This is a genomic window from Phycicoccus mangrovi (assembly GCF_018729305.1).
In the GTDB taxonomy this organism is placed as follows: Bacteria; Actinomycetota; Actinomycetes; order Actinomycetales; family Dermatophilaceae; genus Phycicoccus; species Phycicoccus jejuensis.
The window spans coordinates 122247-135515 of record NZ_JAHHWP010000011.1 but is presented as its reverse complement, the minus strand read 5'-3'; the positions used below and the strand labels follow the sequence as shown (position 1 = coordinate 135515).

The window sequence follows — 13269 nt, the reverse complement described above, 5'->3', positions numbered from 1 at the left end:
CATGACCGGGGAGCCGCTGCGGGTGCGCGAGGTGCACCGCACGTTCGGGTCGGGGGAGACGGCCGTCCACGCGCTGCGCGGGGTCTCGCTCGACGTCGCGCCCGGTGAGCTCGTGGCGCTGCGGGGCCGCTCGGGCTCGGGCAAGACGAGCCTGCTCAACGTCATCGGCGGGCTCGACCGGCCGGACGCAGGCACCGTGCACCTCGGAGACCTCGAGGTGACGACGATGACCGACGCCGACCTCCTCGCGCTGCGCCGCGGGCCCGTGTCGTACGTGTTCCAGTCCTTCGGCCTGGTGCCGGTGCTCACCGCCCGCGAGAACGTCGGCGTCCCCCTGCGACTGCGCGCGGTCGACCCCGCCGAGCGCGAGCGCCGCGTCACCGAGGCGCTCGAGCACGTCGGCCTCGGCGGGCACACGGAGCACCGCCCGGACGAGCTGTCCGGCGGCCAGCAGCAGCGGGTCGGCCTGGCGCGGGCGCTCGTCGCGGAGCCCGGGCTGCTCCTCGCCGACGAGCCGACCGGTCAGCTCGACTCCGAGACCGGGCGCGACATCATGCGGCTCATCGCGCGTCTCGCGAAGGAGCGGACGATGACGACGCTCGTGACGACGCACGACCCCGCCCTGCTCGCCGTGGCCGACCGCGTGGTCGAGATCGCCGACGGCCACCTCGTCGACGCGGGCTGAGCGCCCGCGCGAGCGGGTCGAGGTGAAACCCGACCGCGACAGGGTCGGATCTCACCTCGACCCGGGGTCACTCGGGGACGCGGACCATCCCCTCCTGGGCGACGGTCGCGACGAGCGTGCCGTCGGCGGAGAACATCCGGCCGATGCCGAGGCCGCGGCCGCCCTGCGCCGACGGCGACTCCTGCGAGTAGAGCACCCACTCGTCGGCGCGCGCCGGGCGGTGGAACCACATCGCGTGGTCGAGGCTGGCCATCTTCAGGCCCCGGGTCGTCCACGGCAGGCCGTGCCGGCGCAGGACCGGCTCGAGGAGGCTGTAGTCGGACGCGTAGGCGAGGACGGCGTCGTGGACGAGCGGGTCGTCGGGCAGGCGGCCGACCGCGCGCATCCACACGTGCTGCTCGGCGACCTGCTCGGCCGGCGGCCCGGCGAACAGGTTTCCCTCGACGTGCCGCAGCTCGATGGCGCGGCGCGAGATGTGCTGTGCGCGAGGGTCGTCCATGCCGGCGAAGAGCTCGGCGAGGGACGGGACCGACTCGGGGTCGGGCACCTGCGGGGCGGTGTCCTGGTGGTCCAGGCCGCCGTCGGGGGCCTGCCACGAGGTGCTCATCGAGAGGATGGGGTGCCCGTGCTGCACGGCGTGCACGCGCCGCGTCGAGAACGAGCGGCCGTCACGCATCCGCTCGACGCTGAAGGTGATCGGCTGCGTGTCGTCGCCGGGGCGCATGAAGTAGGCGTGGAGCGAGTGCAGCCGGCGCGGGACGTCGCCGACGCCGGCGACGGTGCGCCCGGACGCGACGACGCCCTGCGCGAGGACCTGGCCGCCGAAGACGCGGCCGTGCGGCTGCTTCTGGCTCGAGCCGCGGAAGAGGGTGACGTCCTCGGCGAAGGTGTCGGGCAGCTCGACGCCGGGCGCCGCCGCGAGGCTGCGCGGCTGCACGCTCACCTGCGCCGAGCCGAGCTCCTCGAGGTCGAGGGTCTGGAGGAGGTCGACGAGCGGGTCCGGGTGCGGGTCGGTCACGGGGAAACGATAGCCAGCGCGCGTCAGGCGACGAGCGGGCGGCCGGGGCGCGCCCGCCCGGTGCGACCGCCCCGCACCCGCTCCGCGGCGCGGCCGAGGCGGGCGGCCGCCTCGCCCATCGTCTCCGGCGGCAGCACGTGCGGCAGGCGCAGCCAGCGGTCGAGCCCGCCGTCGAGCGCGAAGCGCGGGCCGGCGGCGACGAGCAGGCCCTCGTCCTCGGCGGCGGCCGCCAGGCTGCTCGAGGGCAGGTCGGCCGGCAGCTCGCACCAGAGCGAGAGGCCGCCGCGCGGCACCCGGAAGGACGCCTCGGGCAGGTGCTCCCGCAGCCCCGCGGCGAGGGCGTCGCGCGCGGCGACGATCGCGTCGCGGCGCTCGGTGGTGACACCGGGGGAGCGGCGCATCAGCTCGACGAGGACGAGCTGCTCGAGGACCGGGGCGCCGAGGTCGCTCGTGACCCGGGCCTCGACGAGCGACCGCAGCGCGCCGCGCGGGGCGCGGACCCATCCCGTGCGCAGGCCGCCCCAGTGCGACTTCGAGGAGCTGCCGATGCTCACCGCGGTCGGCGCGTGGGCCGCGAAGGGCAGCGGCATCGCCCCGCCCTCGAGGTCGATCTCGACGATCGTCTCGTCGACGACCGGCACGGTGCCGGCCGCGGCGAGGGCGCGACCCAGCCGGGCGCGGTCCTCGTCGTCGAGCAGGGCGCCGGTCGGGTTGTGGAAGTCCGGGATGAGGACGGCGGCCCGCGCCCCGGCCGTCGCGACCGCGCGCACCGCCTCGTCGACGTCCCAGCCGGTCGGGTCGACCGGCAGCCCGCGCAGCCGCGCGCCGGCGCCGCGCAGCGCGTCGAGGGTGTTCGGGTAGCTCGGGTCCTCGACGACGACGCGCTCGCCCGGCCGCAGGAGCGCGCGCACGACGACGGCGAGCCCGGCGACGGCGCCGGAGGTGACGAGGACGTCGTCGGGGCTCGTCGGCAGGCCGCGGGCGGTGTAGCGGTCGGCGACCGCCTCGCGCAGCTCGGGGACGCCGTAGGTGAGGTAGCCGGCGCCGCAGAGGTAGGAGGGCAACCGCTCGAGCGCCCGCTCGTAGGCCTCGAGCACCCCGGCGGGCGCGCGGGTCGCGGCGCACGTGAGGTCGAGGACGTCGTCGGCGACGTCGGCCGGGAACAGGCCCCCGGTGCCACGCCGGCGCGCGCCGTCGGGGAGGGTCGCGACCGACCCGGAGCCCTGCCGCGAGGTGAGGTAGCCGAGCTCGCGCAGGACGTCGTAGGCGCGCGTCACCGTCGTGCGGCTCACCCCGAGGTGGGTCGTGAGGTCGCGCTCGCTCGGCAGGCGGGTGCCGACGGCGATGCGGCCGTCGGCGACGGCGAGGCGCAGCGCGTCGGCGAGGCCGCGGTACGCGGGGCGGGTGGCCCCGAGGTCGCCGACGAGCCGGGCGGTCCGGGCGGCGCTGACGCTGGGGACGGTGCTCACGTGGCCACTGTCGCACGATTGGCCCTCGATTCACAGGCCAATCCCGCGTCAGGATGGGCGGCATGTCACCGCTCCAGCTGGCCCGCCGCGGGATGACCCGCCGGGTCCCCCTCGTCCCGATGACCCCGCTCGAGCAGCTGCGGGCCGGGCGGCTACCGCACCGGCTCGCGCAGCTGCTCGTCGGGCTCGGGCTGTTCGGCGTGACGATGGGGCTGATGCTGCGCGCCGGCCTCGGGGTCGAGCCGTGGGGCGTCCTCACGACGGGGCTGATCCGCTACGTGCCGATCACCTACGGCGAGATGGTCATCGCCACCTCGTTCGTCGTGCTCCTGCTGTGGCTGCCGCTGCGCCAGTGGCCGGGTGTCGGGACGGTGGCCAACGCGGTCGTCATCGGACTCGCGACGGACGCCACCCTCGCCGTCGTCCCGCCGGTCGAGGGCCTCGGCTGGCGCGTCCTCGTCATGCTGCTCGGCGTCGTCGGCAACGGCGTGGCCGGCGCGATGTACATCGGCAGCCAGCTCGGACCGGGGCCGCGCGACGGGCTGATGACCGGCCTGACCCGGCGCACCGGCCGGTCGGTCCGCCTCGTGCGGACCTCGCTCGAGGTGACCGTCGTCGTCCTCGGCTGGCTGCTCGGCGGGGTGGTCGGCCTCGGGACGCTCGTCTACGCGCTGCTCATCGGGCCGGTCGTCCAGCTCTTCCTGCCGCTGCTCACGGTGCGGGTCGACCCGCCGCCCACGCGCGGTACGCGCTGACGAGGGAGCGGGTGAAGGCGCCCGCGTCGTGCGGGCGCAGGGTGAGCGAGCCGCCGGCCGCGAGCGGGACCTCGACCACGGCCCGCCGGCCGGGCGGCGCGTCCGGCAGGACGGTCGTGCCGTCGGCGAGCTCCGCGAAGCCGAAGGTCACCTCGTCGACGACGAGCCGGTCCGCGCCCACGGCGAGGCCGGACGGCTGCGGCCAGTCGCCCCAGGCGCCGTCCCCGAGGACGAGCCAGGCCGGGACGGCGGCGAGGGCGAGGACCGCGACGAGCCAGTCGAGCGGGCCGTCCGGGGTGAGGTCGAGCCCGCCGTCGCGGCTGCGCAGCAGGGCACCGGCGACGAGCACGGACAGGGCGAGGACGACGACGAGCACGGTCAGCGACCGGCGCGCGTGCTCCTCGACGTACGTGTAGGCGGGGTGGGCCATGACCCCATCCTCACCCGGGGACGACCGGTCAGCCGACCCGGGCGTCGGGCTCGCGCCGCCAGGACCAGACGGCAGCCGCCCAGGCCGTGAGCAGCAGGACGACGGAGGCGCCGAGCGCCCAGCGCAGCGCGGTACTGGGGTCCTCGGTGCGGCCCACCGCGACCTGGTAGGTCGTCATGAGCACGGCCGCGCCGATGGCCGCGCCGATCCGCTGGCCGGTCTGCAGGGCCCCGCCCGCGGCGCCACCCATCGACGGCGGGACCTCGGCGAGCGAGAGCGTGATGTTCGGCGAGACGACGGCGCCTCCGCCGAGGCCGGCGACGAGCAGGGGGAGCGCGAGCAGCCACCACGGCAGGTCGCGGTCGGCCGCCGGGACGACGGCCGCGAGGGCGACGAGGCCGACCATCATCACGGCGAGCGCGACGACCGTCAGCGGGCGGCCGACGCGGCTGACCGCCCGGCCGGCCAGCGGGCTCGCGACGGCCGACCCGACGGCGAAGGGCGTGAGGAGGAGCCCGGCGTGCAGCGGCGTGAACCCGAGCCCGTCCTGGAGGAACACGCTGAGCACGAGGAAGATCCCCGTGAACCCGGTGAAGTAGAGGCTGCCGATGACGATGCCGCTGGCGTACCCGGGCGTCTCGCGCAGCAGGCCGAGGTCGAGCAGCGGCGCGCCGCCGTCGCGCACGACGCGCCGCTCGTGGCGGACGAAGGCGGTGCCGGCCAGCGGCACGAGGGCGAGGAGCAGGAGCGGCCAGCGGCTGCCGGACTCGAGGCTGACGATCGGGTAGAGGAGCGCGAGGACCGTCACCCCGAGGAGCGCCGCGCCGGGGAGGTCGAGGTGGGTGTCACCGGTCGTGTCGTCGGTGCGGCCGGGGACGAGCCGGGCGATGCCCACGAGGAGCACGAGGCCGATCGGCACGTTGACGAGGAAGATCCAGCGCCAGCCGCTCTCCTCGCCGAACGCGGCGATGAGCAGCCCGCCCAGCACCGGCCCGACGGCCGACGACACCGAGACGGTGAACCCGAACAGCCCGAAGGCGGTCCCGCGCTCGCGCCCCTGGAACAACGACTGGATGAGCCCCGAGCTCTGCGGTGTGAGGATGCCGGCGGCGAACCCCTGGACGAGGCGCGCCGCGACGAGGACGCCGATGTTCGGCGCGAACCCCGCGGCCGCGCTCGCGACGACGAAGCCGCCGAGGCCGAGCAGCATGATCGCCCGGCGGCCGTGCGCGTCACCGAGGCGCCCGCCGATGACGAGCATCAGCCCGAGGGCGAGGGCGTAGCCGGACACGACCCACTGGACGCCGCCCGCCGAGGTGTCGAGCCCGGTCCGGATGGAGGGGATGGCGACGTTCACGATCGTCACGTCGAGCAGCACCATGAACCCGACGACGAGGGTGACGCCGAGGATGCGCCAGCGGCGGGGGTCGGGCGCGTCGTCGCGGGTGGTCTCGGCGCGTTCCTCGGTCTCCTGGCTCACCGCTCCACGCTAGGGGCCGTCGGGGTCGGTGACGCCGTCGGGTGCGCGGCGAGCGAAGGGAGCGCGAAGGTCGTACGGGGTATTGACAACAGACTGTCAAGAATGCAGGATGCTGTCATGACCTCCACCACCGTGCACCTCGCCGTCCTCGACACCATGGCCGACTGGGAGGTCGGTCACCTCGCCGCGCACCTGCGCCACCTCGGCGGGCAGAGCCCCGTCGGCGGCTTCACCCTCGCGACCGTCGCCGCCCGGCCCGGCCCGGTGCGCACGATGGGCGGCCTCACGGTGCTGCCCGACCTCGTGCTCGCCGACCTCGACCCCGCCGGGTCCGCGATGCTCGTCCTCCCCGGCAGCCAGACCTGGACGGACCCCGAGGTGGCCGGCCCGTTCGTCGACGCGGCGCGCGCGCACCTCGCGGCCGGGGTGCCCGTCGCGGCCGTCTGCGGCGCCACGTGGGCGCTCGCCGCGGCGGGGCTGCTCGACGACGTGCGCCACACGAGCAACGACCCCGGCTTCCTCGCCTCCAGCGGGTACGCGGGCGGCGAGCGCTACGTGCACGAGCCGGCGGTCGTCGACGGCGACGTCGTGACGGCCACGGGCATCGACCCGGTCCACTTCGCGATGGCCGTCTTCCGGCGGCTCGGTGCGCACCCCGCGGAGCGGATCGACTCCTACGGGCGGCTGTACGCCGACCACGACCCGGCGGGGTACTTCGAGCTGGAGAGCGCGTGAGCGGCCGGCGTGCCGAGCCGACGCCCGAGCAGACGCTGCTGGCCGACAGCGCGCTCGCGGTCTTCCGGCTCAACGGCCAGTTCCTCGCCCTCGCCGAGGAGCTGGCCCGGCCGGCCGGCCTGACCGCGGCGTGGTGGCAGGTGCTCGGCGCCGTCCTGCCGACACCCCTGCCGGTCTCGGGCATCGCGCGGGAGATGGGCCTGACCCGGCAGAGCGTGCAGCGCATCGCCGACCTGCTCGTCGAGCGAGGGTTCGCCGCCTACCGCGACAACCCGGCGCACCGCCGCGCCAAGCTCGTCGAGGTGACCCCGGCGGGCCTGGCGGCCGTCCGCGACATCGCGCCCCAGCAGCGGGCCGCGGCCCGACGGCTCGTCGACGAGCTGGGGGAGCGGCGCGCACGAGAGGTGAGGGACGCGCTCCAGGAGCTCGTGGCCGCGATGGAACGCCTCGGCGACGGGGTGTGATCGACACGGCGTCCGGGCATCCGGGGGACCCGTGCGGGTGGTGCCTCAGCCGTCGACGGCGAGGACGAGCGGCAGCACCGCCGGAGCCCCGGCCTGCCGCAGCGCCCGCCCGGCGACGGTGAGGCTCCAGCGCGAGGACACGACGTCGTCGACGAGGAGCACCGGCCCCGGGCAGTCGGCGAGCTGCGCGGCGAGGTCCGGGCCGACGACGACGCGGTCCCAGACGCCGGCCAGCCGGTAGGCGCTGTTGCCACCCATCTCGCCGGTCGGCCCGCCGTGGGCGAGGTCGAGGGTGCCGAGGTCGCGCAGGCGCCCCATCTCGGCGAGTCCGGCCGCGAGCGACCGGACGAGCTGCGGGTGCGAGCGCGAGGGCATCGCGACGACCGCGACCGGGCGCTGCGCCCAGCCCCACTCGGCGAGGACGGGCACGCAGGCCCGGAGGAGCTCGGGGGAGGCGGGGGCGTCCTCGCGGAGCACCTCGCGCAGCCGCTGCCCCCAGCCGAGGTCGGACAGCCGGGCCAGCGCGCGGCCGGGCTCGAGCTGCTCGTCGGCGGCGATCCGGCCCTTGACCGGCACACCGAGGCGGTCCATCCCCGAGGGCCACTGGGCGCGCGGGTCGATGACGGTGCCCACCTTCTGGAGGCGCTCGCGCGCGGCACCGACGACGGTGTCGGGGACGTCGGTCGGGTACCAGGGCCCGGCGCAGCCGTCGCAGCGGCCGCAGGGGACGGCGCTGTCGTCGTCGAGGCACTCCTGGAGGAAGGCCATCCGGCACGCGTCGGTGCGCTCGTAGTCGACCATCAGCTGCTGCTCGTCCTGCCGGGCCGCGGCGACCCGGTCGTAGCGCTCGGCGTCGTAGGTCCACGGGACGCCGGTGGAGGCCCAGCCGCCGGAGACGCGCTGCACGGCGCCGTCGACGTCGAGGACCTTGAGCAGCAGCTCGAGGCGGGTGCGGCGGACGTCGACGATCGTCTCGAGGGCGGCGGTCGACAGGGGGCGTCCCGCCTCGGCGAGCGCCGTGAGGACGGCGGCGGCCTGGTCCTCGCGCGGCATCGAGACGCTCGCGAAGTAGCGCCAGATGTCGCGGTCCTCGGGGCCGGGCAGGAGGAGGACGTCGGCGCGGTCGGTGGCGCGCCCGGCGCGGCCGACCTGCTGGTAGTAGGCGACCGGGCTGCTCGGCGCGCCGAGGTGCACGACGAAGCCGAGGTCGGGCTTGTCGAAGCCCATCCCGAGCGCGGAGGTCGCGACGAGCGCCTTGACCTCGTTGTGCCGCAACGCCTCCTCGAGGCGCTCACGGTCGGCCGGGTCCGTGCGGCCGGTGTACGGCGCGACGGCGTGACCGGCCTCGCGCAGGGACGCCGCGACGTCCTCGGCCGCCGAGACGGTCAGCGCGTAGACGATGCCCGAGCCGGGCAGGTCGCCGAGGTGCGCCAGCAGCCAGCCGAGCCGCTGCTCGGGGGACATCGAGCGGAGCACGCCGAGCCGCAGCGAGTCGCGGGCCAGGCCGCCGCGCACCGTGAGCACCGGCCTGCCGCCGGTGGACAGCTGCTCCTCGACGTCGTGGACGACCCGGGCGTTGGCCGTCGCGGTCGTCGCGAGCACCGGGACGTCGGCGGGCAGGCCGTCGAGGAGGTCGCGGATGCGCCGGTAGTCGGGGCGGAAGTCGTGCCCCCAGTCGCTGACGCAGTGCGCCTCGTCGACGACGAGCAGGCCGCAGCGCCGGGCGAGGTCGGGCAGCTGCTCGTCGCGGAAGCGTGGGTTGTTGAGGCGCTCGGGACTGACGAGGAGGACGTCGACGGCGTCCTCGGCGAGGGAGGCGCGCACCTCGTCCCAGTCCTGCGCGTTGGCCGAGTTCATCGTCACGGCGCGGATGCCGGCGCGGCCGGCGGCGGCGATCTGGTCGCGCATCAGCGCCAGGAGCGGACTGATGATGACCGTCGGCCCGGCACCCTCGGCCCGGCGCAGCGCCGTCGCGACGAAGTAGACGGCCGACTTGCCCCATCCGGTGCGTTGGACGACGAGGACGCGCGAGCGGTGCTCGACGAGGGCCGAGACGGCCTCGAGCTGGCCGTCGCGGAAGTCGACGTCGTCGCGGCCGACGAGCCGCCGCAGCGCCGTGCGGGCGCGGTCGGCGACCTCGGGGGACGGGGGAGCGAGGACCTGGGCCGGTGTCGTCATGGTCCGCCCACCGTACGCACCCCGGCCGACACCGGGTCGCCCGCCGTCCACAGGCCGGGGGGCGACCGACGGCGCACCGGGACGACCCGACCTCGCTGGGGAAGGGTGCGCTTCGCGGGGGTACCGAACTCGGGTGGAGCGCGGCCGTATCGGGTCACCCGATACGCGTGGGACTGGAGGGGTGGGGGGACGGGGCGGGGTGCGGGTGGGGCGGGGGTCAGTGCCAGCCGAGGTCGTCGACGCCGCCGGGCACGTCGCTGTCGGGCGCGTAGGGGGTGCGCGAGAAGCGGAACGACGCGAGGTCGAGGTGCGAGACCGTGCCGTCCGCCCGGCGCACGACCCGCAGCGGCTCACCGGTGTGGTACCCGTCGAGCCCGACCCAGGCGTCGGGACCGACCGGCGCGAAGCGCGACCCGCGGCCCTGCCCGGGCTCGCCGAGGACGAGGTGCTCGCCGACGACCTTCGCCGTCGTCGTCGACGCGCCCCAGTGCCACGTGCCGACGAGCTCGAGCAGCGCCGGGTCCCCGTCGGCCGACCACGGCTCGACGGCCGCCGGCTCCTCGGTGCGCAGCACGTCGAGCAGGTCGTCGCCCAAGCCCTTGAGCGCCGGCGACGCGGTGGTGTTGGTCAGCGTGACGACGCCGTCGCCGCCGTCGAGCCGCACGCGAAGCCCGGCGAGGAACCCGGGCATCGAGCCGCCGTGACCGGCGTGGCGGACGCCGTCGACGTTCCAGACCTGCCACCCGAGCCCGTGGGCGCCGGTCCACGGCTGCCCCGGCTCGTCGACGACGTGGTGCGGTTCGCACATCTCGGCGAGCGTGTCGGTCGAGAGCAGGCCCGCCGTGTCGCCGCCGAGGAACGCGGCCCAGCGGGCGAGGTCCCCGACCGTCGTCCACAGCTGGCCGGCGGGAGCCATCGCCCCGCCGTCGTGCTCGGGCTCGCGCAGGAGGACGTCGGCGAAGGGGTGGACGGCCAGCCCCTGCGCGGCGCGCCCGTCCGGCCGGGTGGTCGTCCGGGTCATCCCGAGCGGCTCGAGGAGCTCGGTGCGCACGACCTCGGCCCACCCGGTGCCGTGCGCCACCTCGAGCAGGCGGCCGAGCGCGCCGTACCCGACGTTGGAGTAGTGGAAGCGGCGGCCGGCCCGGAATCGCTGTCCCGCACCGGTCCCCACGAGGTGGTCCCAGTCGCCGCCGGGGGTGCGCTCCCACCAGGGGCCCTCGGTCTCGGCCTGGGTCCCGCCCGCGTGGCTCAGCAGCTGCTCGACGGTGACCCCGCCGAGGGCCGAGCCGGGCACGTGCTGCTCGAAGCGGTCCGTGAGGTCGAGGCGGCCCGCGTCCCGCAGCCGCAGCACGCACACGGCGACGAAGGTCTTGGTGACCGAGCCCATCCGGTACTGCGTGTCGGCGTCGGCCGGCGCGCCGCCCGCCCGGCCGTCGAGCGTCCCCACCGCCCCGCTCCACACGAGCTCCCCGGCGCGGACGAGCCCGGCCACGACGGACGGCAGCCGTCCCTCGCGCTGGGCGGTCGCGAGGCGGTGGTCGAGCAGGGTCGCGGTGCGGGGCAGGACGGTCACCCGGCCACCCTAGGACCGCGCCGTCGGGCCGTGGCTGCGAGGATGGCCCGCATGGCCGACCGCTACGTCGTCGAGGTCCCGCTGCGCTGGTCCGACATGGACGCCTACGGGCACGTCAACAACGTCCAGTACCTCCGCCTGCTCGAGGACGCCCGGGTCATCGGCTTCCGCGAGTGGTTCCCGGACCGCCCGACGCTCCTCGACGAGGGGATCGTCGTCTCCCGGCACGCCATCGAGTACCGCGCCCCGCTGACCTACCGGCCGGAGCCCGTCGAGGTCGACATGTGGGTGACCCGCGTCCACGGCGCCGGGTTCGACCTCGGGTACGTCGTGCGCGACCCCGCGTCGGTCGGCGAGGCGGTGTACGCCGTCGCCGAGACCGGCCTCGTCCTCTACGACTTCGCGACCGCGCGCCCGCGCCGGCTCGAGGCCGCGGCCCGCGAGGCCCTCGCCGGGCACGTCGGCGAGCCCGTGACCTTCCGGTGGGGTGGCCGGTGAGCGACGTGCTCCACCTCGTCGACGTCGCGGCGCTCGGTGACCTCGGGCGCTTCGCCGGCCGGGCGCGGGCGCTCGACGAGCAGGGCGCGATGCGGCTGCAGGCCTCGGGCGACGTCCTCGCCGCGTGGGTCGGGGTGCTGCCGGGCAGCGGCATCCTCTCCGAGGGCGCCGTGCTCGGGCTGCGGACGTTCGCCCTCGCCGAGCCCGCGACGTGCGACGCCGTCGTCCCGCTCGGGGCGGTGACCGACCGCACCTCGCGGCCCGGGCGCGACGCGACCTTCCCGCTGCCGCCGACGCGCGCGCTCGCCGCGTGGTCGGCCGTCACCCCGCCGCGCTCCGGCTGGGAGCCCGCGGGCGAGCTGCCGGCCGACACCCTGGCCGAGGCCGCCCGCAGCGGTCTCGTCGAGGTCGGGGCGGCCGTCCGCGAGCGGGGCGCGGCCGCCGGCTTCGTCCGCGACCGCGTGTGGGGGCGCGACGTCGACGGTGTGCGCGCGGGCGGTGCGTTCGCCGCGTTCTCGCTCGGCTTCCTCGCCCCCGGGTCGAGCGTGCGCGTGCTGCGCGCGAACCGGTGGACCCGGCTCAGCTGCGCCGGCGGTCACGTCCTGATGCGCTGACCCGTCGGGTAGACGACGGCGGCGACGACCGCCAGCCCGAGGAAGATCGCCCCGAAGAGCGCGTTGTCCTCGCCGGGGTCGTGGGCCGCGGCGAACGCGGCGGTCGCGCCCGCGATGCCGAGCACGCTGCCGAGGACGTCGGACAGCTGGATGGACGACGAGGTCTCGCCGTGCGCCTCGACCGGGCTCAGCTCGAGCGCGAGGATGGTCGTCGTCGTGACGCCGGTGCCCATCGCGAAGCCGGCGAGCAGCAGCGCGAAGACGCTCAGCCACGCCGGCAGGTTGACCCACGCGACGAGCGAGAGCCAGCCGAGCCCGACGGCGAGCACGAGCCCTCCCACCTCGATGAGCCGGTGGCGCGGCAGGTGCAGCGCGTCGTGGCCCTGGTAGAGCGCGCCGAGCGCCCAGCCGACGGCGCCCACCGCGAGGGCGAGCCCGGCCACCTGGAGGCTGGCGCCGCGCTGGCCGGCGAGGAAGAGCGGGACGTAGGTGATGCCGCCGTAGAAGGCGGCGCAGAGCAGCGCCCGCGCGAGGACGACGCTCGGGACGCCGTGGCGCATGACGAAGGTGCCGGTCGGCAGCAGCCGCGGCGCGACGACGACGACGCCGACGAGGCCGACGACGGCGACCACCGTCTTCCACGACCACGTGAAGACGAGCTCGTGCGTTCCCACCTGCAGCGCGCCGGCGGCGAGGGCGACGGCGAGGCCGGCCCAGGCGGTGCGGACGTGCGTGCCGTGGTCGCGGTTCGACACCGCCTCCTGGAGCCGGCTGACGTCGACCCGGCGCTGGGCGCGCCACAGCGAGATCCCCGTGACGATGACGGGGGCGACGACGATCCAGAAGACCCAGCGCCACGAGATGTTCTCGGTCAGCCAGGCCGACAGCGGCGGCCCGGCGAGCGAGGGGACGACCCACGCGGCGGAGATGTACGTGAACAGCCGCGGGCGGATGGCCTCGGGGTAGACCCGGCCGGCGATGACGTAGAGCATGACGACGAGCAGACCGCCGCCGAGGCCGGTCAGCGCGCGGCCGACGAGGAAGACGTCGAGGCGGGTCGCGCAGCCGCAGGTCGCGGCGCCGACGGCGAGCAGCCCCTGGCCGACGAACGTGCCGGGCAGCGGGCCCGACCGGTCGGTCCAGACGCCGGCGAGGACGATGCCGAGGAGCTGCGCGGTGAGCATCACCGAGAACGCGAAGCCGTAGGAGCGCACGGCGTTCAGCTCGCGGGCGACGTCGGGCATCGCGGTGGAGACGGCCATCGACTCGAACGCGACGATCGTCACGAGGGCGAGGACGGCGAGGGTGACCTCGAGGTAGGACCGACTGAGCGGCCCACCCGTGGTCGTGTCGCTCCCCGTCGTGCGCAT

General features: G+C 76.1%; 13 protein-coding genes. 6 read left to right on the top strand and 7 right to left on the bottom strand.

Annotation, left to right across the window (positions count from 1 at the left end):
- The first annotated feature begins 1 nt into the window (after window position 1).
- Entirely contained in the window at window positions 2–685 is a 684-nt protein-coding gene (locus KMZ30_RS09360; protein WP_030527449.1) for an ABC transporter ATP-binding protein, read from the top strand.
- Between the two features lie 67 nt (window positions 686–752).
- Here KMZ30_RS09360 and KMZ30_RS09355 read toward each other — a convergent pair whose 3' ends face one another.
- Window positions 753–1703 carry an acyl-CoA thioesterase gene (locus KMZ30_RS09355; RefSeq protein WP_215512684.1) on the bottom strand — a complete coding sequence of 317 codons (951 nt, stop codon included), beginning with the start codon at window positions 1701–1703 and terminating at the stop codon, window positions 753–755.
- 23 nt (window positions 1704–1726) lie between these two features.
- Window positions 1727–3172, bottom strand: a complete 1446-nt coding sequence (gene yczR / locus KMZ30_RS09350; protein ID WP_215520004.1) for a MocR-like transcription factor YczR — start codon at window positions 3170–3172, stop codon at window positions 1727–1729.
- A gap of 62 nt (window positions 3173–3234) precedes the next feature.
- Between yczR and yczE the strand changes: the two genes are divergently transcribed.
- On the top strand, window positions 3235–3927 hold the full coding sequence (yczE, locus tag KMZ30_RS09345; protein ID WP_226902252.1) for a membrane protein YczE: 693 nt from the start codon (window positions 3235–3237) through the stop codon (window positions 3925–3927).
- Here yczE and KMZ30_RS09340 read toward each other — a convergent pair.
- Together KMZ30_RS09340 and KMZ30_RS09335 are read right to left on the bottom strand one after the other, a co-directional pair.
- Complete coding sequence (locus tag KMZ30_RS09340; protein WP_215512682.1) at window positions 3884–4357, bottom strand: hypothetical protein; 474 nt, start codon at window positions 4355–4357, stop codon at window positions 3884–3886. The two genes, yczE and KMZ30_RS09340, sit on opposite strands and share 44 nt — an antisense overlap.
- Window positions 4358–4385: 28 nt before the next feature.
- A complete protein-coding gene (locus tag KMZ30_RS09335) occupies window positions 4386–5837 on the bottom strand; it encodes an MFS transporter (RefSeq protein WP_308279705.1) in 1452 nt (483 codons plus the stop codon).
- A gap of 117 nt (window positions 5838–5954) precedes the next feature.
- Here KMZ30_RS09335 and KMZ30_RS09330 point away from each other — a divergent pair, with 117 nt between their 5' ends.
- Together KMZ30_RS09330 and KMZ30_RS09325 are read left to right on the top strand one after the other, a co-directional pair.
- Entirely contained in the window at window positions 5955–6572 is a 618-nt protein-coding gene (locus KMZ30_RS09330) for a DJ-1/PfpI family protein (protein ID WP_215512681.1), read from the top strand.
- Window positions 6569–7036: a MarR family winged helix-turn-helix transcriptional regulator gene (locus tag KMZ30_RS09325; RefSeq protein ID WP_207022789.1), complete on the top strand. Its 468-nt coding sequence runs from the start codon at window positions 6569–6571 to the stop codon at window positions 7034–7036. Before KMZ30_RS09330 ends, KMZ30_RS09325 begins: the two co-directional genes overlap by 4 nt.
- 45 nt (window positions 7037–7081) lie before the next feature.
- On the opposite strand, the gene KMZ30_RS09320 is transcribed toward KMZ30_RS09325, so the two are convergent.
- Window positions 7082–9214 carry a RecQ family ATP-dependent DNA helicase gene (locus KMZ30_RS09320; protein WP_215512680.1) on the bottom strand — a complete coding sequence of 711 codons (2133 nt, stop codon included), beginning with the start codon at window positions 9212–9214 and terminating at the stop codon, window positions 7082–7084.
- A gap of 217 nt (window positions 9215–9431) precedes the next feature.
- Entirely contained in the window at window positions 9432–10787 is a 1356-nt protein-coding gene (locus tag KMZ30_RS09315; protein ID WP_215512679.1) for a serine hydrolase domain-containing protein, read from the bottom strand.
- A 51-nt stretch (window positions 10788–10838) separates the two neighbouring features.
- Here KMZ30_RS09315 and KMZ30_RS09310 point away from each other — a divergent pair, with 51 nt between their 5' ends.
- Window positions 10839–11285, top strand: coding sequence for an acyl-CoA thioesterase (locus KMZ30_RS09310; protein ID WP_215512678.1), 447 nt, complete (start codon window positions 10839–10841; stop codon window positions 11283–11285).
- Window positions 11282–11899 (top strand): DUF8185 domain-containing protein, encoded by a 618-nt coding sequence (locus tag KMZ30_RS09305; RefSeq protein WP_215512677.1) that lies wholly within the window; start codon window positions 11282–11284, stop codon window positions 11897–11899. Before KMZ30_RS09310 ends, KMZ30_RS09305 begins: the two co-directional genes overlap by 4 nt.
- Here the strand turns inward: KMZ30_RS09305 and KMZ30_RS09300 are convergent.
- Complete coding sequence (locus tag KMZ30_RS09300; RefSeq protein WP_215512676.1) at window positions 11881–13269, bottom strand: MFS transporter; 1389 nt, start codon at window positions 13267–13269, stop codon at window positions 11881–11883. The genes KMZ30_RS09305 and KMZ30_RS09300 overlap by 19 nt on opposite strands.